This is a genomic window from Polynucleobacter yangtzensis (assembly GCF_027924165.1).
Lineage (GTDB): Bacteria > Pseudomonadota > Gammaproteobacteria > Burkholderiales > Burkholderiaceae > Polynucleobacter > Polynucleobacter yangtzensis.
In genome coordinates this window covers 938,446-964,943 of sequence record NZ_AP026973.1, presented here as the reverse complement: position 1 = coordinate 964,943, position 26,498 = coordinate 938,446, and the positions used below count along the sequence as shown (strand labels likewise).

Genomic DNA, 26,498 nt, shown 5'->3' with positions numbered 1-26,498 from the left:
CAAAAGTCTTTAATGGTGATCGCTATTAAACAACCACTAAATAGAGACATTATTTATGAGTAGCATACTACCTATATGGGTAGGCTTTAGAGAAAAACAAGGGGTAAAAAGACAAAAAAGAGGCAAAAATGCCCGAAAAATAGCGAAAACCCTAAGAATTTAGGCTTTTTTACTCAAATCTGCTTGTTCGGCGTCTTGTTTGTATACCAAAAGTGGTTTTCCACCCTCAGCAATGCTGCTTTCGTCGATAACGACTTTTTGGACATTCTTTAAAGATGGCAGGTCATACATCACATCCATTAAAGAACCTTCAAGGATGGATCTGAGTCCGCGAGCACCTGTTTTACGCGCAATTGCCTTCTTAGCAATGGCTGATAAGGCCTCACGACGTACCTCAAGCTCAGAACCTTCCATGGTCAGGAGTGCTTGATATTGCTTAACTAAAGCGTTTTTAGGCTCAGTCAGAATTTGAATTAAAGCCTCTTCATCCAATTGGGCCAAGGTAGCCACAACGGGCAGACGACCAATTAATTCAGGAATCAAACCAAACTTAATTAAGTCTTCCGGCTCCACTTCGATCAAGAGGTCGCTTACACCGCGATCATCTTTACCTGGAACGGTGGCATTAAAACCGATGCCGGTTTTAGCAGTACGCTGTTGAATGACTTTTTCAAGACCATCAAAAGCGCCACCGCAAATAAACAAAATATTCGTTGTATCTACTTGTAAGAAATCTTGATTGGGATGCTTACGACCACCTTGTGGCGGAACAGAAGCCATGGTGCCCTCAACAAGCTTTAGCAATGCTTGTTGAACACCTTCACCGGATACATCGCGAGTAATAGATGGGTTATCCGATTTACGAGAAATCTTATCGATCTCATCAATATAAACAATGCCGCGTTGCGCCTTTTCTACGTTGTAGTCACAAGCTTGCAAAAGCTTTTGAATAATATTTTCAACGTCTTCACCAACATAACCTGCTTCGGTTAAGGTTGTTGCATCAGCCATCACAAATGGTACGTCCAACATGCGTGCTAGAGTCTGAGCTAAAAGAGTCTTGCCTGAACCAGTAGGCCCGATTAATAGGATGTTGCTCTTAGCAAGTTCTACACCATCCACCATTGCTTTAGCAGGAATCTTAGACTCTTTTTTATCTGAGCCCTCTACCGGCTTACCGTCTTTGTCTAGCTTCTCTTTTTTTGGCTTGGGCAAATACTGCAAGCGTTTGTAGTGGTTGTAGACCGCTACGGCCAATGTCTTTTTAGCGTGATCTTGACCGATAACATACTGGTCTAAATTCTCTCGAATCTGATGCGGTGTTGGCAAGGAGTCATCACCCTCTTCCTTTGGAAGCTTGGCAATCTCTTCTTGAATAATATCGGTACATAGATCTATGCACTCATCACAGATAAAAACAGATGGACCAGCAATAAGTTTTTTTACTTCATGCTGGCTCTTGCCACAAAAAGAACAATACAGAACTTTATCTGGTGAATTAGTTGTATTTGTATCGCTCAAAATAGGCTCTGTAAATATTGAATAAGAAAAATTAAGGGCGCTTCTCGATAACCTTGTCGATCAAACCGTAATCACGGGCTTGATCAGCCGACATAAAGTTATCGCGATCAGTATCTTTTGCAATTGTTTCAATCGATTGACCAGTGCGGTCAGCCAAAATCTTGTTGAGACGTTCGCGCAAGTACAAAATTTCACGGGCTTGAATTTCAATATCAGAAGCTTGGCCACGCGCACCACCCAAAGGCTGATGGATCATCACACGTGAATTTGGGAGCGCATAACGCTTTCCTTTTTCACCAGCGCACAACAAGAATGCACCCATACTTGCAGCCATACCCATGCACAAAGTACTTACATGCGGCTTGATAAATTGCATGGTGTCGTAAATAGCCAAACCTGCAGATACAGATCCACCAGGAGAGTTGATGTACAGAGAAATTTCTTTATCGGGGTTCTCGCTCTCAAGGAACAGTAACTGAGCAATCACCAAGTTAGCAGTTTGGTCGTTTACTTCGCCAACCAAAAAAACAACGCGCTCACGCAATAATCTGGAGTAGATGTCATAAGCACGCTCACCTCTACCAGAGGTTTCAATCACCATAGGAACCAAGCCCAAGCCTTTGGGTTCTAAATTTTCAGACTGAGAATGATTGTGGATCATTTTGAAACCTCTTATAGGTAAGTGGATTACTTAGTTTAGCTTGCTGAGTTCTTCAAAGGTCACAGCCTTATCGCTTACTTTAGCTTGAGATGTGAAATATTTGATGACGTTATCTTCAAGGACCAGGTTCTCGATATCCTTTAAACGGCTTGGATTACTGTAGAACCAACGAACTACTTCCTTTGGATCTTCATATGTAGCTGCCTGCTCATCAATTTCAGCCTTAATTTGATCGGCGGTAGCTGCCAAGTTTTGCTTTTTAACTAACTCACTTAAGATCAAACCAAGACGAACGCGCTTAGTAGCCTGCTCAGCAAAAATCTCCGCAGGAATTGGTGCATCTTTAGCATTAGGAACGCCACGCTGCATCAGGTCTTGACGTGCACCTTCAACCAAACGCTCTTGCTCAGAAGCAACCAATGATTTAGGAACGTCTAATTCACACAAGCTGTTGAGCTTATCCATCACTTCGTTTTTCATTAGTGAAGTAATGCGACGCTTTACTTCGCGATCTAAATTCTCTTTGACTTCAGCGCGCATCTTTGCAACGCCGCCTTCAGTAACACCCAATGACAATGCAAATGCATCATCAACTGCTGGTAAATGTGGCCAGTTAACTGATTTCACAGTAATCGTGAACTCAGCTGTTTTGCCTGCAACATCTTTACCGTGGTAATCAGCTGGAAAGCTTAATGGGAATGATTTGCTTTCGCCTTTTTTTAGACCTAAAGTTGCAGCCTCAAACTCAGGAAGCATGCGACCTTCGCCTAATATATATTCGAAGTTTTCAGCTTTACCACCAGCGAATTCAACGCCATCGATTTTGCCAATAAAATCAATAACCACTTGGTCACCATTTTGCGCCGCAGTATTGGAGCCGCCGTCGCCATGGGCACCAGCCTCACCGCGTGGGTGGTAATGTACTTGCTGCTTTCGCAATACATCTAATGCGCGATCAATTTCAGCTTCACCAATATCGGTTACATATTTAGTAACCTCAGCCTTGGAAAAGTCGCCAATTTTTACTTCAGGCAAGACTTCGAAGAAAGCATCAAAAACAATCTTGTCAGCATTAATCTCGCTCTTTGGCTCAAGACGTGGTTGACCAGCTAAAGCAACGCCCTCTTTTTGGGCTAGCTCATAAAACATTTCAGCTGCTTTATCGAATTGCAACTCGAAATCGACTTGCATGCCGTGCTGTTTTTCAACGAGGTTCTTTGGAACTTTGCCAGGGCGAAAGCCAGCCATTTTCATGGTCTTACCAACTTTAGCCAAACGGGCTTCACGCGCTTTCGCCAAATCGGCACGAGCGAATTCCAAAGTCATTTTGCGGTCTAGTGAACCTAAATTTTCTATCTGCACAGCCATTCTCGTCTCTTAATTGAAGATCTGGAAATGTGAAGTCCAAGCCAAGTAGCAATCTTGTGGTGCGAGGAGGGGGACTCGAACCCCCACACCATTTCTGGCGTCAGGACCTAAACCTGGTGCGTCTACCAATTTCGCCATCCTCGCGAATATCCGCAAACTGCCAAGCCTAGACTTCACTCTAAAGACAGTAATTCTACAATGCCTAGGGTTTTAGAGATTGTTTTAGGCCTTGTAGAGCAAAGCTACCGCATGGACAGCGATGCCCTCTCCCCTGCCTAGGTGCCCGAGAGATTCGTTGGTCTTGGCCTTGAGGTTGACATGGCTGGGGGTAACGGCCAAATCAGATGCAATATTACGGACCATTTCAGGTAAAAAATCGGCCAATTTAGGCTTTTGGCAAATGATGGTGGCATCAACATTACCTATCTGGAATCCCGCTGCCTGAACCTTTTGAAGTGCGGCCCGGAGCAAAATCCGGCTATCCATATCCTTGAACTGGGGGTCCGTATCTGGGAAAAGCTGTCCAATGTCATTTAAACCAGCGGCCCCTAATAAGGCGTCCGTGAGGGCATGTAATAGCGCATCAGCATCGGAATGACCTAATAAACCCTTCTCAAACGGGACATGAACGCCGCCTAGAATGAGTTTGCGGTCAGCAACCAGGGCATGAACGTCATACCCCTGACCAATACGAAATTGAGGAATGTGGGGAGCGCTTTGGGTCATTTTGTTTCTTTATCGAGTGGCTGAGCTTAAAAGCAATTGCATTAAATCCCAATCGGCGGGATGAGTAACTTTAAAGTTGCGAGCAGCGCCCTCTATCAGTAGAGGCTTAGCACCGGCCAACTCAATTGCACTAGCCTCATCAGTAACGTCAGCCTCAAGACGAATAGCGCTTTCGAGAGCATCGTGCAACCGCTTTAAACCAAACATCTGAGGGGTTTGCGCCTGCCACAGATGTTCGCGTGGAATCGTTCTTTCAGAGTGTGGGATATTGCCAGCGATGACTGAGTCCAGATCCGCTTGCTTCAATGTATCCGCCAAAGGCACAGCCAAAATACCGCCGGCATTGGACGTCTGAACAGCGTTGATTAATTTCTCAATGAGCGCTGGTGTGATGCCCGGTCTAGCAGCATCGTGAACCAATATCCAGTCATCCTCAGCAATGCCTGCTTTGAGCATTGCCGCCAAAGTATTTCTGACTGTTTCTTGCCTGGTTGGGCCACCGGTTGGTAAAAATTGAATTTCCTTGGCGCCATTGGCAATCGTTTGCAAAATAGGGTTATCAATAAAGCCGGGGCTAACGCCAATCCAAATTGATTCAACTTGAGGGGTGTTTGAAAAAGCCTCTATTGCGTAGCAAAGCATCGGCTTTCCTGCCAATTGCTGAAATTGCTTAGGCAGCTCACCGCCAAGACGTGAACCAGTGCCCGCTGTCGGCAAAAGGGCGTGGCATTTCTTGTTTGAGGGATTTCCGGAAGCCATACCTGATTCTATAATGAGCCTAGATGTCTGATGCATTAAATCTAGCACCCCCTATACCCGCTCCCCGGGCTGGGCAGCGCTTTACCTTTTCAGGGCTAGTTGGCTCAGCAGATGCCGCCCTAATAGCGCAAAACGCCCTTCGCTATCTCGACAAATTCTCAGTGATGGTGATTTTTTGTGCTCAAGCACAAGAAGCCCAACGCCTACTAGAGGAAATCCCCGCTTTTGCTCCTCAACTAAAAACCAGACTTCTGCCCGATTGGGAAATTCTTCCCTATGACCATTTTTCTCCGCATCAAGACTTAGTCTCTGAACGACTTGCTACTCTTTATGAGTTACTCAATGGCAGCTGTGACATTGTTTTGGTCCCTGTTACAACTGCTCTTCAGAGACTGGGTCCCCCTGGTTTTCTGTCAGGCTACACCTTTTTCTTTAGGCAAGGTGACAAACTCAATGAGGCAGCATTAAAGCTGCAGTTACAACAAGCTGGTTATGATCCAGTAAGTGCAGTAATGCGCCCTGGTGAATACAGTATTCGCGGTGGCTTGTTCGATTTATTTCCTATGGGATCAAATCTTCCTTATCGATTGGATTTATTTGGCGATGAGATTGAGCAAATACGTGCATTTGATCCCGATACGCAACGCAGCCTATACCCAGTAAAAGAAATACGCCTGCTGCCAGGGCACGAATTCCCATTCGATGACGCTTCTCGTACCGCATTTAGAGGACGCTGGCGGGAAGTTTTTGAAGGCGATCCAAGTCGCTGCTCTATTTATAAGGATGCCAACCTAGGCATACCTAGCGCCGGAATCGAATCCTACTTGCCACTCTTTTTTGAAGAACAATCCAATCTATTTGACTACTTCCCTAGGTCTGGTGACCCCGTTTGGCTAGTCAGCATTGGTGATGTTGAAGAAGCTATCAAGAGCTTTTGGAAAGATACGCTTTCACGTTATGAGTTTCTAAAACATGATTTAGATCGCCCCATCCTTCCGCCTAAGGAATTATTTTTAGATGTTGATGAATTTTTTACAACATCTAAACCGTATGCACGTTTAGCTTTTGAAAAAGAAGGTTCTGAACAAAACGAATTTTCGGCGGTACCTGATATTGCTGTGCATCGTCGAGATGCAGATCCCATTAACCGTTTACGCAAAATAGTTGCAGCAGAAAAAACACGTATCCTAATATGTAGCGATAGTGCGGGACGCAAAGAATCTATTCGACAGCTTTTCGAAGAAAGTAATTCAGTTGCTGGTTTAGATGGCAAACCCCTCTACCCATTAAAGCCTGAGGGCTTCGATAGCATTGCCGATTTCATTAAGAGTGGCTCGCTATTTGGCTTGGTAACTGCACCACTCTTTAACGGCTTCTCTTGGCCAAGAGAAAATCTAATCGTCGTTACTGAAGCAGAGCTATTTACTACTACCGCAAGACAACGACGCAAAGGCAAAGCTAACGAGAATGCCGATCCTGACATGCTATTTAAGGATCTGTCGGAACTCAAGATAGGCGATCCGGTAGTGCACGCTGAGCACGGTATTGGGCGTTATCAAGGCTTGGTACTATTAAATCTTGCGCCGCCTAAAGAAGCGCCTATTTTCGAAGAGTTCTTGCATTTGCAATATGCAGGTCAAGCCACTTTGTATGTGCCTGTTCAGCAGTTAGAAATGGTGACACGTTATGCTGGCTCAGATCCGGATTCAGCACCACTTCATCAATTAGGCTCAGGCCAGTGGGACAAGGCAAAACGTAAGGCGGCTCAGCAAATTCGTGACACAGCTGCAGAATTGCTAGGTTTATATGCTGCAAGGGCCATTCGTAAGGGTCATGCCTTTGAATTCTCGGCTCATGACTATGCCGCTTTTGCCGAAAGCTTTGGCTTTGAAGAAACTCCCGATCAAGCTAATGCCATTGCCGCCGTGATTGGTGACATGACTAGCGGTACACCAATGGATCGCTTGGTTTGTGGTGATGTTGGCTTTGGAAAGACTGAAGTAGCCTTGCGTGCTAGTTTTGTTGCTGTAATGGGCGGTAAACAAGTGGCTATCTTGGCTCCGACTACCCTGCTTGCTGAACAACACGTTGCCACCTGGAAAGATCGTTTCGCCGATTGGCCTGTTCGCATCGTTGAGTTATCCCGTTTTAAAACGACAAAAGAAATTAATGCAGCCTTAGAAGCCATCGCTAAAGGTGAGGCTGACATCATTATTGGAACCCACAAGCTGCTTTCCAAAGAGACGCAGTTTGCAAATTTAGGATTAGTGATTGTTGATGAAGAGCATCGCTTTGGTGTCCGCCAAAAAGATGCTCTCAAGGCTCTTCGCGCTGAAGTAGACATCTTGACGCTTACTGCCACCCCAATTCCCAGAACTTTGGGTATGGCAATGGAAGGCTTGAGAGAATTTTCCATCATTGCTACCGCCCCTCAGAAACGCTTAGCAATTAAGACTTTTGTGCGCCGTGAAGGCGATGGCGTCATACGTGAAGCCGTGCTGCGTGAAATTAAACGTGGTGGCCAGGTCTATTTCTTGCACAACGAAGTAGAGACCATTCAGAATCGCAAACACGCTTTACAAGAATTGATTCCAGAGGCGCGCATTAGCGTAGCCCATGGACAAATGCATGAACGTGAACTTGAATCCGTTATGCGCGAGTTTGTTACACAGCGTACCAATATCTTGTTGTGCACGACTATTATTGAAACTGGCATTGATGTTCCTACGGCAAACACCATCATCATGCATCGTGCAGATAAGTTTGGACTAGCCCAGCTTCACCAATTGCGTGGACGTGTAGGCCGCTCACATCACCAGGCTTATGCCTATCTGCTCGTCCCAGATCCGGAAGCGCTCAGCAAGCAAGCGCAGTTGCGCTTGAATGCGATTCAGGCAATGGAAGAATTGGGCTCTGGGTTCTATTTGGCAATGCATGACCTAGAAATTCGTGGTGCTGGTGAAGTTTTGGGTGATAAACAATCGGGTGAAATTCATGAGATTGGCTTTCAGCTCTATACCGAGATGCTCAATCGCGCCGTGAAATCATTGCGTAGCGGTAAAGAGCCAGATCTCCTTTCACCGCTCCAAGCGACAACAGATGTAAATCTTGGCGTACCCGCCCTGCTACCAGACGATTACTGTCCCGATGTCCATGAGCGACTCTCTTTGTACAAACGCTTTGCCAGTACTCATGACTTCTCTGAATTAATGGGTTTGCGCGAGGAACTGGTGGATCGATTTGGCGATTTGCCAGATCAAGCGAAATCTTTTTATGAAACACACCGTTTACGCCTAGAAATGACAGGTTTTGGCATTAAAAAGATCGACGCAACACCAATGTCTATTCAAATTCAATTTATTCCGAATCCACCGATTGATCCTATGAAGATCATCCAACTGATCCAATCATCAAAATATATTCAACTCAATGGTCAAGACAAGTTAAAAGTGCTGCCTCAAAAAGACCGTGAGTTTGAAAAATTAGAGCAACGCCTTGATGCTATTAGGAATATCCTCAGGCGCCTGAATGAATCCGCTGTTTTAAGCCCAATGAAGACGGGTCAATAATCCGATTATGATTAAGCCATGAGCAATCAAGTACTTGTAGCGATATCCAGAGACCACTTATCTGAAAAACTGATCTTTTCACTAAAAGATCAAGCCTTGCAGCATGGCGTCTCTCTGCACTCCATTGGCGGCCAAGTAAGCAATGGTGCTTATTTTTCAGAACGTTTTGAATCAAACGCGCATATTGAAACAGCTCAACGTGAGCAACTGCGCGCCTTAACTGCAAGGTTTAATGCTGACCTCTGCTTCTTGAAACCAGATCTCGTGCCGCAAGATATTCGCGTGCTCGCAATGGATATGGACTCAACACTGATCAATATTGAATGCATTGATGAGATTGCAGATTTCACTGGCAAGAAGTCGGCAGTAGCTGAAATTACCGAAGCTACCATGCGTGGGGAAATCAAGGACTTTCAAGAAAGTCTTAGGAAGCGTGTGGCACTCCTTGAAGGCGTTCATGCAGATGCGCTTGAATCCGTTTATCGAGAACGTCTGCGCCCTAACCCTGGTGCTGCTGAGCTTTTGGCTGGAGCCCATGAGCGCGGCATTTATACACTCTTAGTTTCCGGTGGGTTTACCTTCTTTACAGAGAAGTTACGCCAGCAATTAGGCTTCAAACAAACCCAAGCTAATACCTTAGAAATTATTGACGGCAAATTGACCGGCAGAGTACTTGGTGACATCGTCGATGGCGCAGCAAAGGCGGCTCGTTTAGATGCCGCATGCGCACGACTTGGTTGCACTAAAGCAAATTCCATCACCATGGGCGATGGTGCAAATGATTTGATCATGATGAATGGCTCTGGTATTAGCATTGCCTACCAAGCAAAACCTGTTGTCAAAGAAAAAGCCGACGCGGCTTTTGACCGAGTCGGCTTAGATGCTGCTTTACTACTGATCTCTTAAGCTTTTACCTAAGAGATCAGGGTAATTCTTTTAGAGACGCTCAAAAATAGTAGCAATACCTTGACCGCCACCAATACACATTGTTACCAAAGCATATTTACCTTGAACACGGTGTAGCTCATGAATTGCCTTAGTTGCAATGGCCGCACCAGAACAACCAATTGGGTGGCCCAATGCAATCGCCCCACCATTCACGTTGGTCTTAGCTGGGTCTAAACCCAAGCCCTTAGTCACAGCCAAAGCTTGCGCAGCAAAAGCTTCGTTAGACTCAATCACATCAATTTGATCCAATTTGAGGCCAGCGCGCTCGAGAGCCAATTTAGTTGCAGGAATTGGGCCTTCACCCATGATGTGGTTTGGCACACCAGCAACTGCATAAGATACTAAACGTGCGATTGGCTTGTGTCCGGCTTTTTTAGCCGTCTCAGCATCTGCCAAGACGAAGAATGCAGCACCATCATTAATGCCTGATGCGTTACCAGCAGTAACAGAACCGCCTTCTTTCTTAAACACGGCCTTCATCTTGCCAAGTGTTTCCAAAGTGGTATCTGGCTTGACGTGCTCATCAGTATCAAACACTACATCACCCTTACGGGTTTTGATGGTGATTGGAACGATCTGAGATTTGAAACGGCCTTCTTTAATTGCATTCGCAGCACGACGATGGGATTCAACCGCAAGAGCATCTTGCTCTTCACGGGTGAGCTTCCATTTCTCAACCAGGTTTTCTGCTGTAACGCCCATATGGCCAACACCAAATGGGTCAGTTAAAACAGCAACCATCAAGTCAAGCATCTTGGTATCACCCATACGTGCGCCGCTGCGCATTGCTGGTGAACCATACATGCCGCGTGACATTACCTCAACGCCACCGCCAACACCATAATCACAATCACCCAACATAATTTGCTGAGCAGTGGTCACGATCGCTTGCAAGCCGGAGCTGCATAAACGATTCAAGGCCATCGCAACGGATTCCATTGGAAGACCCGCTTGAATCGATGCTACTCGAGCAACATAAGCGTAGCGACTATCTGTAGGAATCGTATTTCCTACGGTCACATAATTAATTAACGCTGGATCTACACCAGAGCGTGCAACGGCCTCTTTCATCACAATGCCGCCGAGCTCAGAAGGCTCAAAGCTGCTAAGTGAACCATTAAAAGTGCCAATTGCAGAACGTACTGCACTTAAGACAACGACTTCACGACTCATATCAATCCCCTTTGCTAAGCCCTTTTATTGGGCTGACACTGCACTAAATAATTACCAAATAAGCAATCCAACTCATAGTTTTATTCGATTCGTCAAGTTTCGGCTATTAGGTCATGCCCTTGGGAGCTAATGACTGTTGCACGGATGATTTCGCCGGAACGATAGCGTTTAGAGGGCTTACTGGCAGGCAAAACCCTCACCAAACCATCAATTTCAGGGGCATCGCCAATAGTTCTGCCGATTCCCCCTGATTCATCCACGCGATCAACAATGACCTGAACGCGCTTGCCTATTTTTTTAGCAAGTCGTTTTATAGAGATTTCTTCTGCTTTTGCCATAAAGCGGGCACGTCGTTCCTCACGAATTTCATCCGGTACGTGGTTGTCTAGCTGGTTTGCTGTAGCGCCCTCTACTGGCGAATAAGCAAAGCAACCGGCTCTATCAATTTGCGCCTCATCCAAGAAGTTGAGTAAATACTCGAACTCTTCCTCAGTCTCACCAGGAAAGCCTGCAATGAAAGTACTTCTGATGACCAAATCAGGACAAGCTTTACGCCAAGACATGATGCGTTCTATATTTTTTTCGCCGCTAGCTGGACGCTTCATACGTTTCAGCACGTCGGGATGCGCATGCTGCAACGGAATATCCAAGTAAGGCAAAACACCGTAACCATGCTCTGAGAACTCTGCCATCAGTGGCAGCACATCATCTACATGCGGATAAGGATAGACATAGTGCAATCTCACCCAGGCTTGATGTTCACGCGCGATTTGATTTAAGGCGTTTACCAAATCAAACATTTTGGTTTTAACAGGCTTACCATCCCAGAAACCAGTGCGGTACTGAATATCAACGCCATAAGCACTAGTGTCTTGAGAAACAACCAATAATTCTTTTACCCCCGACTCAAATAAACGCTTTGCCTCAAGCAATACTTCACCAATTGGACGCGATACCAAATCGCCGCGCATGTTTGGGATGATGCAAAAAGTACAGCGATGATTGCAGCCTTCGCTAATCTTGAGATAAGCGTAATGCTTAGGAGTCAGCTTTACGCCAGCCGGCGGAACTAAATCTATAAATGGATCATGTGGCTTGGGAAGATGCAAATGAATAGCTTGCATTACTTCATCTGTAGCGTGCGGCCCTGTAACGGCAAGGACTTTAGGGTGAATACTCTGAATAAGATCAGAGCCATCCGCATTCTTTCTGGCACCCAAGCAACCAGTAACAATCACCTTGCCATTTTCAGCAAGAGCCTCACCGATTGCAGAAAGACTTTCTTCAACTGCGGAATCTATAAAGCCGCAGGTATTAACCACCACCAAATCTGCACCAGAATAATCTTTAGCAGTCTCGTAGCCCTCAGCACTCAGTTGCGTGAGAATGAGTTCTGAATCAACTAGCGCCTTAGGACAACCTAGGGATACAAATCCTATTTTTCCAGCCACAACTATTCTTTTTCAGTTTTATTGGGCTGGGGCGTAAATGGGAAGTTGCCAAAAAGATTCTGAGAACCCTGCATTTGCTCTTGCATCTTAATGAAGAGGTCCTTACTCTGCTCCATGTAGTTACCCATCAAACCTTGCATGAGAGGGTTCTGGATGTTCATCATCTGAGACCAAGCTTCAGGAGTGCTTCCAGCACCTAAACCTTTGGTTTGATCACCAAGCTTATTGTGGATATCCACAAATGATTGCATGGTCTTCTCAAGATAATTACCCATCAAGCCCTGCATGGAATTTCCATAGAAGCGAATGATTTGTGAAAGCATTTGGGATGAGAACACGGGCGCACCGCCAGCCTCTTCCTCAAGAATAATTTGCAACAAGATGTTACGAGTTAAGTCTTCTTCAGTCTTAGCATCAACCACCTTGAAGACTTCATTGCCCATCACTAGATTCTTGATGTCTGACAGCGTGACATAGGTGCTTGTCTGTGTATCGTAGAGACGACGATTTGGGTATTTCTTAATGAGCCGATCTTCGCCTGCTCGTTTTGCACGGGTTACCATTTTTATCCTTACTCTTTACTGCATCGCAACATCAGCGTAGTTTATTCCTAGTTTGACCAAAAGGTAAATACGCTGTGTTGCGCACTACAAATACTCTAATAATTGCTGCAGTGCAATATTAGCCGGTATGAATACCACCGTTTAATGAGAAATCAGCACCAGTAGCGTAACCACCATCTTCAGATGCAATCCAGCAGCAAATTGACGCGATTTCTTCGGGAGTGCCTAAACGTTTTACAGGGATGCCAGAAACAATCTTCTCTAAAACATCTTCACGGATTGCTTTAACCATATCTGTACCGATATAACCAGGAGATACAGTGTTCACTGTAACGCCTTTAGTAGCTACCTCTTGAGCCAAAGCCATTGTGAAGCCATGTAAGCCTGCTTTTGCGGTTGAATAGTTGCATTGACCAAACTGGCCTTTTTGACCGTTCACAGAAGAAATGTTAATAATGCGGCCCCAGTTGTTATCAACCATGCCATCGATAACCTGTTTGGTTACGTTAAATAATGAATTGAGGTTGGTATCAATAACGGCTTTCCATGCATCTGGAGTCATCTTGCGGAATACGCTATCACGTGTAATACCTGCGTTATTCACCAAAACATCTACACGACCGACTTCAGCTTTAACCTTTTCAAAGGCAGCTACCGTGCTATCCCAGTCAGAAACGTTACCTTCAGAAGCAATGAAGTCGTAACCAAGGGCCTTTTGTTCACCCAGCCAACGGTCCTTACGTGGTGAATTTGGACCACAACCAGCGATCACCTTAAAGCCGTCTTTAGCAAGACGTTGACAAATAGCGGTACCAATACCACCCATACCACCAGTTACATATGCGACTTTTTGAGACATTACTTTCCCCTTTTAAAAACCTTCGTTAATTATTTATCGAGTTCCGGCGTTGCTTTTTCTTTGACATACACACCAGGCGCTGCTTCCATTTTTTTGTACTTGGCATTACCAAAGGTAGCGCTTGCCGGCTTTTTCTCACCACCAAATTGTTCAAGCCATTTGGTGTAATCAGGCCACCAGCTTCCAGGAATTTGTTTGGCGCCCTCTAGCCACTCTGCTGCTGTAGGCGCAAGCTTATTGTTTTCAAAGTAATAGCGCTTGTTTTTTGCTGGCGGATTAATTACACCGGCAATGTGTCCTGAAGCACCTAAAACAAATCGGTTTTTGCCTTTAAGAATATGCGTGGATTCATAAGCAGATTGCCACGGAACAATATGATCCTCTTGTGACGCATATAAATATGCTGGGCACTTAATTTTGCCGAGATCAATCTTCTCGCCACAAATTTTGACTTTGCCTGGTTTTACCAAATCATTTTGCAAATAAGTGTGACGCAAATACCAGCAATACATTGCACCAGGCAAGTTTGTTGAATCGCCATTCCAATAAAGCAAATCAAATGGTGGCGGCGAATTTCCTTTCAGATAATTCTCTACAACGTAATTCCACACCAAATCATTAGGACGCAAGAAAGAGAAGGTATTACCCAGGTCTAAGCCGGACATCATGCCGTACTTGCCGCCCTTGCCGCCGATCGTGTTCTCACGCATCTCGACCATGCCTTCATCAATAAAGACATCCAGAATGCCTGTATTGGTGAAATCCAATAAGGTAGTAAATAAGGTCAAGCTTGCGGCCGGATGCTCATCGCGCGCCGCTAACACCGCCAATGCGGAGGTGGTTAAGGTGCCGCCAACACAGAATCCCAAGATATTGATTTGTTTGGTGTCGCCAATATCTTTAACTACGTCAATCGCTTTAATGACGCCCTTACCAACATAGTCATCCCAGCTGACCCCAGCCATGGAAGCATCTGGATTTTTCCAAGACACCAAGAACACGGTGTGACCCTGGCTCACCATATGTCGAACTACCGAATTGTCTGGTTGCAAATCGAGAATGTAGTATTTATTAATGCAAGGGGGCACCATTAAATAAGGGCGCTCAAATACTTGCTCAGTTAACGGTGTGTATTGAATTAATTCAAAGAGATCATTGCGGAACACCACATAACCTTCGGTTGTGGCAATATTTTTTCCAACCTCAAAGGCAGACTCGTCCGTTTGAGAGACCTTGCCTTTTTTCATATCCCCCAATAAGTTCACAATCCCTTTTTGAATGGACTGACCTTGGGAGCTGATGATGCTCTCCAGAACTTCTGGGTTAGTAGCAATAAAGTTGGATGGTGAAAGCGCATCAATCATCTGCTCAGTTGTGAACAGAATTTTCTGTTTGGACTTTTCGTCGGTTTCCACGGCTTTAGCTAAAGCCATTAAATGCTTAGAGTTCAGCAAGTAAGTTGCGGCAATGACTTTGCTCCATGAGGAGTGCCATGCCTTTCCTGCAAAACGACGATCTTTAACTTCAATCGCTTCAGGATTGGTTGCGATGTGCGCTAGCTCCGTGAAATATTCTTTTTGAATTTCAGATAAACGCTCTGGCGGAATTAGTGCCATATGATGCGGCGCCAAAGATGGCGTTGCACCGGTATTCATGCCTGCAAACATAGTAGTCTCTTCAATTAGCTAGAGACATTCTCCGCCCTTAAGCACTATAGAGTTATACGCAATAACCCTAGCCCTAGAGAGAATCTAGTAGTTACCCTCATAGAATGATGCGTTAATTATTTTGCTATCCAGATAGCAGAAGCAAATCTGCCTGTTTCACCATCACGTCGGTATGAGAAAAACTGCTCACTATCTCTCACAGTGCAGTATTCACCGCCGAATATTGATGTCACTCCACAGGCTTCCAGACGATCGCCAGCCAAACGATAAATATCAGCTAAAAATTTTCCAGATTTACCAGCTATAGGCTGAAATGCCTCCTCTGAAAAAGGTAACCCAGAATCTCTAAACGCCTTTACAACATCTTCGCCCACTTCAAATGACTCTGGCCCTATTGCAGGACCGAGCCAGACTAGCAAATCAGATGCCGAGCTTTCTTTAGATAGGCGAAGCATTTCAGCGATGGTGTTTTCCAAAACTCCAGCGCAAAGCCCTCTCCATCCTGCATGGGCTGCACCAACAACAGTTCCTTTTGAATTAGTAAACAACGCTGGCAAACAATCCGCAGTCATGATCACCAGGACCTCGTTCGCGATATTAGTGACAGATGCATCAGCATTGATTACATCGCTAGATTTTGCTCTACGTGTTTCAGGGGTGCTTACTACCGTGCTATGTGTTTGCTTTAGCCATAAAGGCTTGTTAGGCAGGGTCTCGGTGAAGACTGCCCTATTTGCCAAGACGTTTTCAATGTGGTCGCCGACATGATCGCCCAAGTTTAAAGATTCAAAGGGAGATGCACTCACCCCACCAGTTCGCGTACTAACTTGCGCTTTTACAGAAGCTGGCACTTGCCACTGAGGGTTTATCCAACTCATGCTTGTGATTCATTTTGTATAGAGGCTAGGACCACAGCCTCTTTGGGTAGCACTTCATCGTCCATCTCTAATTGAGGCAACAAATCTAATATGTCCTGTGGTGGTAGTCGAAACCAAGTCATCAATTCGTTTTTCACTGGATGCTGAAGACTCAATGCAAAAGCATGCAAGGCCTGACGACTAAATTGAATATCTTTTGCTACGCCTGGTGTCCTTTTGCGATAGACAGGGTCGCCCACCAATGGAAAGCCTAGTGATTCCAGGTGAACTCGAATTTGATGGGTACGTCCAGTTTCTAGTCGGCACTCCAACAGAGTGACCGGGGACCCCTTTACAAGCCCTTTGGATAAACGACGAAACAAAGTAGCCGCGGGCTTACCTTGCGGGCTGCCTGCAGCCATTTTGAGGCGATCCCGTTGATCACGACCAACGGAAGCCAAAACCTTCCCTTGACTTGGCGCATCCCCCCAAACCCAAGCTAAATAGCGACGCCCTACTGTTCTATCTTGCAATTGGCGCACTAAGGAGGTTTGCGCTTGTGATGTTCTTGCCACCACCATCAAGCCTGACGTGTCTTTATCTAAACGATGAACAATGCCTGCCCTAGGAAGCATTTTTAGCTCAGGATAGTGAAAAAGGAGTCCATTTAGCAAAGTGCCGGACCAGTTCCCAGCAGCTGGGTGAACCACTAAACCAGGCGGTTTATTAACCACAATAATGTCTTCATCCTCATAAACCACATCTAGAGGGATATTTTCTGGGCTAAATGCAAATTGCTCAGGCATTTCCTGTGGAAACACCTTAATACTCTCACCACCCCTAAGGAGATAGCGGGCTTTGGTGACCTTTCCATCGACCATAACCGCCCCAGCCTCAACCCAAGCCTTGAGACGATTTCGCGAATAATCTGGCAAAGAGCCCGCCAGTACCTTGTCCAAGCGCTCGCCAGCCATCTCCAAAGGTATTTCTAAGGAGATGAAATCCTCATCATCGATATAATCAATGGGATTCGATTCAGGAGTTTGCGGCAATGCCACGCTTAGAGAGCCTTTCAGTTATGTCCGACGTAATATCAGACGCCAGTTTAAGGCTTGCTGGGAATTCTTCCACACAAAAGAAGAGTCGCAATTTAAGCAGCATGCCCATCGCCCTACTTTCAGCCTTACTTTTTGCCTTAACGCTCTTAAGTGGATGCGCAGGTAGTGACGGCAATAAAGACGATACCGATATCTGGTCAGAGGCAAAACTTTATTCAGAAGCCACAGATAAGTTAAACGACGCTGACTTTGCTAAGTGTGGAAAATACTTTGAAAAGCTTGAAGCTCGCTTCCCATTTGGACCTTATTCTCAACAAGCGCAAATTAATGCGGCTTATTGCTATTGGAAAGCTCAGGAACAAACTCAAGCTCTCGTAGCTATTGATCGCTTTATTAAATTGCACCAAGGTAGTCCGAGCCTCGATTACGCTTACTACTTAAAAGGTCTCATTACCTTTAATGATGACTTGGGATGGCTGGGTAAATTTACCGGACAAGATCTCAGCGAACGTGATCCTAAAGCAGCTAAAGAAGCTTTTGAATCGTTCAAGGTAGTTGTTGAGCGCTTCCCTAATAGCAAATATGCGCCAGATGCCTTGGATCGTATGCGCTATATCGTGAACTCTCTAGCTGAAGCAGATGTCATCGTAGCACGTTATTACTACCAACGTGGCGCCTATCTGGCTGCTGCTAATCGCGCTCAATTGGTCATTCGAGATTATGACCGCGCACCCGCTGTCGAAGAGGCGCTTTATATTTTGACTAAGTCATACGAAAAACTTGGCATGACGCAATTAAGTAACGACTCTGCACGTGTATTTAAGCTGAACTTCCCAGATAGTGAGATGATGCTAACGGGGCAACGCGTTAAAAAAGAGCGTAGATGGTGGCAGTTCTGGAATAAGTAATTTATTTGTATTAACTTACATAGCAAAAATCCTCCGTACTGGAGGATTTTTTATTTAATGGCTACAGGCACTCTTGGCGCTACGGCACAGAGTAATTCGTAGCCTATCGTGTCACTCATTTGCGCAACATCATCCACCGGTACTTTGTCTCCCCAAAGCTGAACAGCGGTGCCAATCCTTGCATTAGGTGCCTTGCGCAAATCAATCGCAAACATGTCCATAGAAACTCTTCCCACCAAAGGACAAACAACGCCTTCATTGCCTTGGGCAACCCAAACTGGTGTGCCATCTTTGGCATGACGCGGATATCCATCTGCATAACCACAAGCTACGATACCTACACGCATTGCTGCCGTTGCTTCATAGCGACCACCATAACCAATGCGATCACCCTTTTGTAGGTCCTGAATATCAATAATTTCACTATGTAACTGCATAACCGCTTGTAGATTGGCATGCTTAATATCGGCATGCAGACCAGTTGGTGATGCACCATAAAGCATGATGCCGGGACGAACCCAATCACCCAATGCATTTCGATGCCACAAAATAGCTGCAGAATTGGCCAGTGAAGTAGAGCCTTCCAACCCTTCAATAGTTTGGTTAAACAACTCTTGCTGAGCGCCAACTGTCGGAGATTGATCAATCTGATCCGCATTAGCAAAATGCGTCATGTGGTACATGTGGTAGCCAGCAGCGTGCAAACGGTGAAAAGCCGTTCTGTAGTTATCCGGCTTAAAACCTAAACGGTTCATGCCAGTATTCATTTTGAGAAAGACATTAAATGGCTTATGGTTTTTGGCTTTAAAACGCTCAAGCCACTCAACTTGGGCTTCGCAATGAACCACTAAGTCGCAGGCCAGCTCTTGCGCAAGATTGAGCTCGTTTTCATGAAAAAAGCCCTCCAAAAGCAGTATTCGGCCCTTCCAGCCATGTTGACGCAACCATGCCGCATCTTGAATATCCAATAGAGCAAAGCCATCTGTAGAAGCAAGGCCCTTTAGGGCGGCATCAAAGCAGTGGCCATAGGCACGAGCCTTAATAACCGACCAGATCTTGGATTCTGGCGCCAATTCTCGAACTCGGTTTAAATTATGCTGAAAGGCGGCAGTATGAATAGATGCCAAAATTGGCCTATTAATCAGGCCGTTAGCTGAATCACCCATAATCACCCCTCCTTTCATGTTTTAATTGTAGTAATGACTAGATTGTACGAATGAACCGTAGCTTTTACATCATTATGGCGGCGCAATTTTTTTCGTCGCTTGCTGATAATGCTCTCCTGATAGCGGCTATAGCCCTCCTGGCCCAGCTCCATGCTCCGGCCTGGATGACTCCTTTGCTCAAATTGTTCTTTGTGCTGTCCTACGTCCTCTTGGCAGCCTTTGTTGGCGCATTTGCTGATTCCCGCCCTAAGGGCAACGTCATGTTCATTACGAATACGATTAAGTTCGTCGGTTGCGTGGCCATGCTCTTTGGAAGCCACCCTTTGCTCTCATATGCCATTGTTGGCTTGGGAGCAGCTGCATACTCACCTGCAAAGTACGGAATATTGACTGAACTGCTTCCGCCTGAAAAATTGGTTGCCGCCAACGGCTGGATCGAAGGATTAACAGTTGGATCCATTATTTTGGGCACGGTTTTGGGCGGCGTTCTGATTAGCACCACAGTCTCCCAAAGTCTGCTTGCCTTGGATATGCCGACTTTTGAAACTGGCATTGATACACCGGCTGAATCAGCAATCATGATCATCATGATGATTTATGTTGTGGCAGCACTTATTAACTTAAAGATTCCAGATACTGGCGCACGTTACGTTTCTCAAAAGACAAATCCAATTGAATTGATTAAAGATTTCGCCATTTGCTTTAAAACACTTTGGAATGATCGCCTTGGTCAAATCTCCTTAGCGGTCACCACTTTATTCTGGGGTGCCGGAGCTACCCTGCAATTTATTGTGATTAAGTGGGCACAAGTAGCTCTTCATATGAATTTATCTCAGGGCGCCATTTTGCAAGCTATCTCAGCTGTGGGTGTAGCTGGCGGCGCCGTCTATGCCGCATGGCGCATTCCTTTGCGCAAATCCTTGAACGTATTGCCTTACGGCATTGCGATGGGTTTAGTGGTCTGCGTGATGGCAGTCTACAACTCTGATTTATTACCCAATACGAGCATTTTTAGCTTCGGTAAGTTTGACGTTACCCTCAATTTATTACCGGCTTATTTGTTACTAGTTCTGGTGGGCTGGCTAGCGGGTTATTTTGTAGTGCCAATGAACGCACTACTGCAACATCGCGGACATGTACTCATGTCTGCAGGCCACTCTATTGCTGTGCAGAACTTCAATGAAAATATTTCTGTGCTGATGATGCTATTGATCTACTCACTACTCATTTGGTTGGATGTGCCCATTCAAATAGTGATCGTTGGATTTGGCGTAGCTGTGAGTTTGATTATGTGGTTGGTTATCAAGCGTCACGCCAGAAATCAAGCGGAGTATGACTCCATGCATCTTATCGGCGAGCATAAGCACTAAGCTTATCCCCGGCAGTCTTCTTTAGATGTTTTGCAGCACTGATCGAGCCATCAACAAATCCTGCCAAAGCAGTGCCTTCTCTTTTGGCTTTGTTAGTACTTGATTTAACTCAAAAGAAGCAATTACCGGAATTTCTTCATCATTACCCATATTTAGTGCAAGCACCGTTTCGCGCAACTGTGGCAGCGGATCTCTTTCGCCAGTAATCTTTTGAGCAACTGGCCCACCAAATGCGATCGCAACAACTGGCGATCCAGGATTTTCAAGCTGACCTAATTTTTCCGAGGGATTCTTCCAAGACCACTCATTCTTGGCTAAACCCAGAACTCGTATGAGGTTTTGAAACAAAATTTTGGCATCGCCCTGGGGTTCATTTCCAAAAAACCACCACATACCATTACTCGCTCTTGGCGAGGCATGTGCCTCTTGTGGAGCGGCCTGAGAACTTGCTGCAAGAGAAGCTTCGGGCTGAGCTTGGATCGCATCACGAGATGTCCACTCGGTGATACCCATTTCTTTTAAGAAGCTCGAATTATTGCTCATGGCTATAGCTTAATCGATTTAGCCAATACAAGAGCGTCTTCTCGTCCACCGGTTTCTGGGCTTGCAGGGTAATAATTCTTTCGAATACCAATTTGCTCGTAACCCAATTTTTGATAAAGCGCTAATGCAGCTTCATTGGTTGGCCTTACCTCAAGAATAATTCGCGGCATCTTCTGCTGAAAAGCTACGCCCTCAATAGCAGCCATCATTCTTTGTCCCAGACCTAACTTACGTAAATGCGGGGAAACAGTGATGTTGAGGAGATGTAATTCATCTACAGCAGGAAACAAGATGCAATATGCCCAAAGAACTGCCGGATCTAAATAGGAGCCCTTCACCACTTGATCTGCTTGCGGTCGAATGCAATACGCCCAATGACCTGCTGCGAGAGAATCAGAAAAGTTCCCCTTTGTCCAAGGATGAACATGAGAGACAGATTCGATCTTCAGGACATCGTCTAAGTCAGCTTGCTGCATTGGCAAGAAGGAAAGCTCTGCAGCTCCTTCGGATGTTGTGTGATCCGACATTACCTCTTGCCCTCTACACGTTCGGCGGTAGTAAATGCCACCTTATCTCGAACATAGAGGGGCTCTAGTTGTCGAACTTCGCAATGCACCCCGTCTTGCAGGGACTGCTGCGCACATTTCAAAATACCCAATGCGGAAATAGAGATATCTGGATCGATTAGGCTTGTGAATTGCGGTAAGCGTTGGCTATAGGCATTTAAAGCGCTACCAGCCAGAAATTGCACTCCTTCTAAATTCAGATCTTCTGGCTTGGTCAGGTGAATATCACCAATACGATTTGGCAAGCGTCTGTCTTGAATATCGTAAGAAGCCCAATAGACCTCATCCATCCGGGCATCAATCGCAATCATCAAGCGCTGAGGTTGAGAGGATTGGAGCGCTGCTGAATCTAAAAGTTGGGCGGCGATAGCATCAAGGCTGCATACCGGCACTACAGGTATGTTTTGCGATACAGCCAAGCCCTGCACTGCGGCTACCCCCAAACGTACGCCAGTAAACGCACCAGGGCCGATACATACAGCAATCGCATCAAGGTCTTTCAGGGAAGATTTTGCATCACTTAAGAGCGACTCAATCCATGGCAATAACAATTGACTAGCACCCGCTGTGACAGCTTCATGGCTAAAATGCACTGCCTGACCATCTAACGATAAAGCCACCGAACACGAAGCTGAGGAGGTGTCGATGGCTAATATATTTGCCAATTTAAATCCCGTTAATTTGCTTACTAGTCCAAATTATGAACTCAATCCCGCAATCACTTCTGGAGGGGCCTGAACTAGCTCAATAAGCACACCTTCACCACTAATTGGAAACTCGTCATTTCCTTTTGGGTGTACAAAGGTAATGTCATGGCCCGCTGCACCTTTGCGAATGCCACCAGGTGCAAAACGTAGGCCATTTGCGGTAAGCCACTCAACAGCTTTAGGCAGGTCATCCACCCACAAACCAATGTGATTTAGGGGTGTTTGATGTACTGCTGGCTTCTTTTCAATATCGAATGGCTGCATGAGGTCAACTTCAATCTCATGCGCACCTTTACCGATGGCACAAATATCTTCATCCACGTTTTCACGCTCAGAGACGAAAGTGCTCTTGTATTCAAAGCCCAACATATCAACCCATAATTTCTTGAGTCGATCCTTGTTCTCACCGCCAATAGCGATTTGCTGAATACCTAAAATTTTGAATGGCTTAGCGCTCATAGTCGTCAACCTTTTTATTCGAAGCGAATGATCAATTGATCAACCGCCAAGCTATCACCCTCTTTAGCGCAAATTTCAGCAACCACACCATCTTGAACAGCCGATAGTGTGTTTTCCATTTTCATCGCTTCGATGGAGGCTAATTTCTGACCAGCAGTCACTGCCTCACCCACTTTAACGGCAATCTTTGTTAATAGCCCCGGCATTGGAGACATCACCAATTTGGAAGTATCTGGCGGTAACTTAACTGGCATACGACGCTGGAGCTCCGCTCCTAATGGACTTAACACCATGCACTCGTAATGAACGCCATCAAGAATCAACACATAACGCACGCCGCGACGTTCAACTTGCGCAGTGATTTTGTGAGTGCCGTTAATAGTTGCGTGTAGACAAATTTGACCTGGACGCCATTCACTTACGATGTCATAACGACTTACACCATCTGCATCTTCGATATAGACGGAATAAACACCATCCTTAAGCTCAACCCGAATAGGCACCTCATAAGGATCATTCATGGATCCCGCTTTTTTGCCGGTAACAACTACAAATTTCTTACCAATGATCATTTCATGGCCGGCTAATTGACCATCAATCATCTGTATGTGTTCGAGATAGCGGTAGCGCATAAATGCAGCTAATGCAGCCAGGCGCTTAGGATCGGCAGGCTGTACTGAATCCTTCTTAAAGCCTTCTGGATACTCTTCTGCAATAAAGCCAGTGGTAAAGTCGCCATTTACAAAGCGCGGATGCTGCAGCAATGCAGCCTGAAAAGGAATGTTTGAATGAATTCCGCGAATAACGAAATCATTCAGTGCGGCACGCATTTTTTCAATTGCTTCCGTACGATCCTTGCCATGAACAATCAACTTAGCGATCATGGAGTCGTAGTACATCGGAATCTCACCACCCTCATACACGCCAGTATCCACACGGACACCATTCACTGACTCTGGCGGACGATATTTAACGAGGCGACCGGTAGACGGTAGGAAGTTACGGAATGGGTCATCGGCGTTAATACGGCACTCCATCGACCAACCGTCAAGCTTCACATCTTCCTGTTTAAAGGCCAGCTTCTCGCCAGCAGCAACACGAATCATTTGCTCAACTAAATCAAGACCAGTGATGCTTTCGGTAACTGGATGCTCAACTTGCAAGCGGGTATTCATTTCGAGGAAGTAGAAAGACTTATCCTTGCCGACCACGAACTCCACAGTACCTGCAGATTGGTAATTAACGGCTTTAGCTAACGCAACAGCTTGTTCACCCATAGCCTTACGAGTAGCAGGATCGATAAAAGGAGACGGCGCTTCTTCAATTACCTTTTGATGACGACGTTGGATTGAGCAATCACGCTCATTGAGGTAAACCACATTGCCATGAGAGTCGCCCAAAACCTGAATCTCAATATGGCGTGGGCCTTCTACAAACTTCTCAATGAAGATACGGTCATCACCAAAGCTATTCATCGCCTCTGTTTTACAGGCAGCGAAACCTTCGGCGGCTTCTTTGTCATTAAAGGCAACGCGCAGACCTTTACCACCACCACCTGCGGATGCTTTAATCATGACCGGATATCCAATCCCTTGGGCTATCTTTACAGCCTCTTCAGTAGTATCAATCGCTTCGTTGTAACCAGGAATGGTATTGACCTTGGCTTCTAGAGCGAGCTTCTTAGAGGCGATCTTGTCACCCATTGCGGCAATAGACTGATACTTAGGACCGATAAATACAATGCCCTCTTCCTCACAACGCTTAGCAAACTGCTCGTTTTCAGACAAGAAGCCATAGCCAGGATGTACGGCTTCAGCGCCAGTATCTTTACAGGCCTGAATAATGCGGTCCATCACTAGATAGGATTCACGTGAAGGCGCCGGTCCGATACATACCGCCTCATCGGCCAACTGAACATGGCGCGCCTCTTTATCCGCTTCAGAATAAACAGCAACAGTCTTAATGCCCATCTTTTTGGCGGTAGCCATGACACGGCAAGCAATCTCGCCACGGTTAGCAATCAAAATTTTCTTAAACATTTTCGTAGTCATAATTTGTCAGCGCCTTTACAGAGGAATATTGCCGTGTTTACGCGCAGGATTCTTCAAGTCTTTGTCTTTAAGCATTGCTAGTGAACGAGCAATACGTTTGCGGGTTTCATGTGGAAGGATGACGTCATCAATGTAGCCACGACGACCAGCAACAAATGGGTTTGCAAACTTAGATTTGTACTCAGCTTCACGAGCTGTAATTTTTTCTGGATCGGATTTCTCTTCGCGGAAAATAATTTCAACAGCACCCTTAGGGCCCATCACAGCGATCTCGGCTGAAGGCCAAGCGAAATTCACGTCGCCGCGTAGATGCTTAGAGGCCATCACGTCGTAAGCACCACCGTAGGCCTTACGTGTAATCAAGGTTACTTTAGGTACCGTGCAATCTGCGTACGCATAGAGTAATTTCGCGCCATGCTTAATGATGCCGCCGTATTCTTGTGCGGTTCCTGGCATAAAGCCTGGAACATCAACCAAAGTAACTACTGGAATATTGAAGGCATCACAAAAGCGCACAAAACGCGCTGCCTTAATAGAGGCCTTAATGTCTAAACAGCCAGCCAATACCAAAGGCTGATTGGCAACAATACCAATTGAGCGTCCTTCAATACGGGCAAAGCCAATCACAATATTTTTTGCGTAGTCAGGCTGCAATTCAAAGAACTCGCCATCATCAACGATCTTCTCAATCAACTCCTTCATATCGTAAGGTTGATTTGGATTTGATGGCACTAATGTATCTAAGGAGAAATCTGGCTCTTCGGTGCGATTAGCACCCTTAATCAAAGGTGGCTTCTCGCGGTTAGAGAGCGGCAAGTAGTTAAAGAAGCGCCGCAGCATCATGATTGCATCGACATCATTATCAAAAGCTAGATCACATACGCCTGAAACTGTTGAGTGAGTTACAGCACCACCTAATTCTTCGGCAGTGACGTCTTCATGGGTAACAGTCTTAACCACTTCAGGACCAGTCACGAACATGTATGAACTATCTTTGACCATGAAAATGAAGTCGGTCAAGGCTGGAGAGTAAACCGCGCCACCAGCTGATGGGCCCATGATCAAGGAAATCTGTGGAATCACGCCAGACGCAGTAACGTTGCGCTGGAAAATTTCAGCATAGCCGCCAAGGGATGCAACACCCTCCTGAATACGTGCGCCACCAGAGTCATTCAAACCAATAACTGGCGCTCCAACTTTAAGAGCTTGATCCATGATTTTGCAGATCTTTTCAGCATGAGCTTCAGACAAGGAGCCGCCAAGCACGGTGAAGTCTTGAGAAAACACAAATACCAAGCGGCCATTAATCATTCCATAACCGGTAACAACGCCATCGCCAGGAACGGTTTGATCACCCATGCCAAAATCATGGCAACGGTGCTCAACAAACATATCCCACTCTTCGAATGTGCCAGCATCCAGCAAGAGCTCAATACGCTCGCGCGCAGTTAATTTGCCCTTAGAATGCTGAGCCTGAATACGCTTTTGCCCGCCACCCAATCGGGCAAGCTCACGCTTGGCTTCCAGTTGTTGAATGATTTCCTTCAT

General features: G+C 45.8%; 23 protein-coding genes and 1 tRNA gene. 4 read left to right on the top strand and 20 right to left on the bottom strand.

The genetic code is table 11. From position 1 onward, the window contains the following. Positions 1–159: 159 nt before the first annotated feature. The 6 genes from clpX to ispD all read right to left on the bottom strand — a co-directional run bounded on the left by clpX (position 160) and on the right by ispD (position 5,035). Entirely contained in the window at positions 160–1,521 is a 1,362-nt protein-coding gene (clpX, locus tag QMF28_RS05025; protein ID WP_281743551.1) for an ATP-dependent Clp protease ATP-binding subunit ClpX, read from the bottom strand. A 31-nt stretch (positions 1,522–1,552) separates the two neighbouring features. Continuing rightward, positions 1,553–2,182: an ATP-dependent Clp endopeptidase proteolytic subunit ClpP gene (gene clpP / locus QMF28_RS05020; protein ID WP_068322825.1), complete on the bottom strand. Its 630-nt coding sequence runs from the start codon at positions 2,180–2,182 to the stop codon at positions 1,553–1,555. Positions 2,183–2,212: 30 nt separating this feature from the next. Further along, entirely contained in the window at positions 2,213–3,550 is a 1,338-nt protein-coding gene (gene tig, locus QMF28_RS05015; RefSeq protein ID WP_281743550.1) for a trigger factor, read from the bottom strand. Positions 3,551–3,607: 57 nt separating this feature from the next. Continuing rightward, positions 3,608–3,694 (bottom strand) — tRNA-Leu (locus QMF28_RS05010). Between the two features lie 78 nt (positions 3,695–3,772). Then, complete coding sequence (gene ispF, locus QMF28_RS05005; RefSeq protein ID WP_281743547.1) at positions 3,773–4,276, bottom strand: 2-C-methyl-D-erythritol 2,4-cyclodiphosphate synthase; 504 nt, start codon at positions 4,274–4,276, stop codon at positions 3,773–3,775. A 9-nt stretch (positions 4,277–4,285) separates the two neighbouring features. Then, on the bottom strand, positions 4,286–5,035 hold the full coding sequence (gene ispD, locus QMF28_RS05000; RefSeq protein ID WP_281743545.1) for a 2-C-methyl-D-erythritol 4-phosphate cytidylyltransferase: 750 nt from the start codon (positions 5,033–5,035) through the stop codon (positions 4,286–4,288). A gap of 23 nt (positions 5,036–5,058) precedes the next feature. On the opposite strand from ispD, the gene mfd reads away from it, so the two are divergent. Together mfd and serB are read left to right on the top strand one after the other, a co-directional pair. Then, the gene (gene mfd / locus QMF28_RS04995; protein WP_281743544.1) at positions 5,059–8,604 is read left to right on the top strand and encodes a transcription-repair coupling factor; all 3,546 of its coding nucleotides are present in this window, start codon (positions 5,059–5,061) and stop codon (positions 8,602–8,604) included. Positions 8,605–8,622: 18 nt separating this feature from the next. Beyond that, positions 8,623–9,510 (top strand): phosphoserine phosphatase SerB, encoded by an 888-nt coding sequence (serB, locus tag QMF28_RS04990; protein WP_281743542.1) that lies wholly within the window; start codon positions 8,623–8,625, stop codon positions 9,508–9,510. Positions 9,511–9,540: 30 nt separating this feature from the next. On the opposite strand, the gene QMF28_RS04985 is transcribed toward serB, so the two are convergent. From QMF28_RS04985 to QMF28_RS04955, 7 genes are all read right to left on the bottom strand, one after another. Further along, positions 9,541–10,725: an acetyl-CoA C-acyltransferase family protein gene (locus tag QMF28_RS04985; RefSeq protein WP_068322806.1), complete on the bottom strand. Its 1,185-nt coding sequence runs from the start codon at positions 10,723–10,725 to the stop codon at positions 9,541–9,543. Positions 10,726–10,817: 92 nt separating this feature from the next. Then, positions 10,818–12,176 (bottom strand): 30S ribosomal protein S12 methylthiotransferase RimO, encoded by a 1,359-nt coding sequence (rimO, locus tag QMF28_RS04980; RefSeq protein ID WP_281743538.1) that lies wholly within the window; start codon positions 12,174–12,176, stop codon positions 10,818–10,820. A gap of 2 nt (positions 12,177–12,178) precedes the next feature. After that, a complete protein-coding gene (phaR, locus tag QMF28_RS04975) occupies positions 12,179–12,739 on the bottom strand; it encodes a polyhydroxyalkanoate synthesis repressor PhaR (RefSeq protein WP_281743536.1) in 561 nt (186 codons plus the stop codon). Positions 12,740–12,857: 118 nt separating this feature from the next. Beyond that, the gene (locus tag QMF28_RS04970) at positions 12,858–13,598 is read right to left on the bottom strand and encodes a 3-ketoacyl-ACP reductase (RefSeq protein ID WP_068322797.1); all 741 of its coding nucleotides are present in this window, start codon (positions 13,596–13,598) and stop codon (positions 12,858–12,860) included. A 29-nt stretch (positions 13,599–13,627) separates the two neighbouring features. Continuing rightward, entirely contained in the window at positions 13,628–15,265 is a 1,638-nt protein-coding gene (gene phaC / locus QMF28_RS04965) for a class I poly(R)-hydroxyalkanoic acid synthase (RefSeq protein WP_281743534.1), read from the bottom strand. Between the two features lie 116 nt (positions 15,266–15,381). Continuing rightward, positions 15,382–16,143 (bottom strand): peptidoglycan editing factor PgeF, encoded by a 762-nt coding sequence (gene pgeF, locus QMF28_RS04960; protein WP_281743533.1) that lies wholly within the window; start codon positions 16,141–16,143, stop codon positions 15,382–15,384. Beyond that, entirely contained in the window at positions 16,140–17,180 is a 1,041-nt protein-coding gene (locus tag QMF28_RS04955) for an RluA family pseudouridine synthase (RefSeq protein WP_281743532.1), read from the bottom strand. The genes pgeF and QMF28_RS04955 overlap by 4 nt, the downstream gene beginning before the upstream one ends. 101 nt (positions 17,181–17,281) lie before the next feature. Between QMF28_RS04955 and QMF28_RS04950 the strand changes: the two genes are divergently transcribed. After that, the gene (locus tag QMF28_RS04950) at positions 17,282–18,088 is read left to right on the top strand and encodes an outer membrane protein assembly factor BamD (protein WP_240480912.1); all 807 of its coding nucleotides are present in this window, start codon (positions 17,282–17,284) and stop codon (positions 18,086–18,088) included. A gap of 50 nt (positions 18,089–18,138) precedes the next feature. Here the strand turns inward: QMF28_RS04950 and alr are convergent, their stop codons facing one another. Further along, the gene (alr, locus tag QMF28_RS04945; protein WP_281743636.1) at positions 18,139–19,230 is read right to left on the bottom strand and encodes an alanine racemase; all 1,092 of its coding nucleotides are present in this window, start codon (positions 19,228–19,230) and stop codon (positions 18,139–18,141) included. A gap of 74 nt (positions 19,231–19,304) precedes the next feature. On the opposite strand from alr, the gene lplT reads away from it, so the two are divergent. Then, entirely contained in the window at positions 19,305–20,624 is a 1,320-nt protein-coding gene (gene lplT / locus QMF28_RS04940) for a lysophospholipid transporter LplT (protein ID WP_281743530.1), read from the top strand. 21 nt (positions 20,625–20,645) lie between these two features. Here lplT and QMF28_RS04935 read toward each other — a convergent pair whose 3' ends face one another. Genes QMF28_RS04935 through QMF28_RS04910 form a run of 6 tightly spaced genes read right to left on the bottom strand, consistent with a single transcriptional unit; the run spans position 20,646 to position 26,498 of the window. Continuing rightward, entirely contained in the window at positions 20,646–21,167 is a 522-nt protein-coding gene (locus QMF28_RS04935; protein ID WP_281743529.1) for a uracil-DNA glycosylase family protein, read from the bottom strand. Positions 21,168–21,169: 2 nt separating this feature from the next. Continuing rightward, positions 21,170–21,694 carry a ribosomal protein S18-alanine N-acetyltransferase gene (gene rimI / locus QMF28_RS04930; RefSeq protein ID WP_281743528.1) on the bottom strand — a complete coding sequence of 175 codons (525 nt, stop codon included), beginning with the start codon at positions 21,692–21,694 and terminating at the stop codon, positions 21,170–21,172. After that, complete coding sequence (gene tsaB, locus QMF28_RS04925) at positions 21,694–22,398, bottom strand: tRNA (adenosine(37)-N6)-threonylcarbamoyltransferase complex dimerization subunit type 1 TsaB (protein ID WP_281743527.1); 705 nt, start codon at positions 22,396–22,398, stop codon at positions 21,694–21,696. The genes rimI and tsaB overlap by 1 nt, the downstream gene beginning before the upstream one ends. Positions 22,399–22,431: 33 nt before the next feature. Further along, a complete protein-coding gene (locus QMF28_RS04920) occupies positions 22,432–22,899 on the bottom strand; it encodes a VOC family protein (protein ID WP_281743526.1) in 468 nt (155 codons plus the stop codon). Between the two features lie 14 nt (positions 22,900–22,913). Continuing rightward, on the bottom strand, positions 22,914–24,950 hold the full coding sequence (gene accC, locus QMF28_RS04915; RefSeq protein WP_281743525.1) for an acetyl-CoA carboxylase biotin carboxylase subunit: 2,037 nt from the start codon (positions 24,948–24,950) through the stop codon (positions 22,914–22,916). A gap of 15 nt (positions 24,951–24,965) precedes the next feature. Then, positions 24,966–26,498: an acyl-CoA carboxylase subunit beta gene (locus QMF28_RS04910; protein WP_281743524.1), complete on the bottom strand. Its 1,533-nt coding sequence runs from the start codon at positions 26,496–26,498 to the stop codon at positions 24,966–24,968.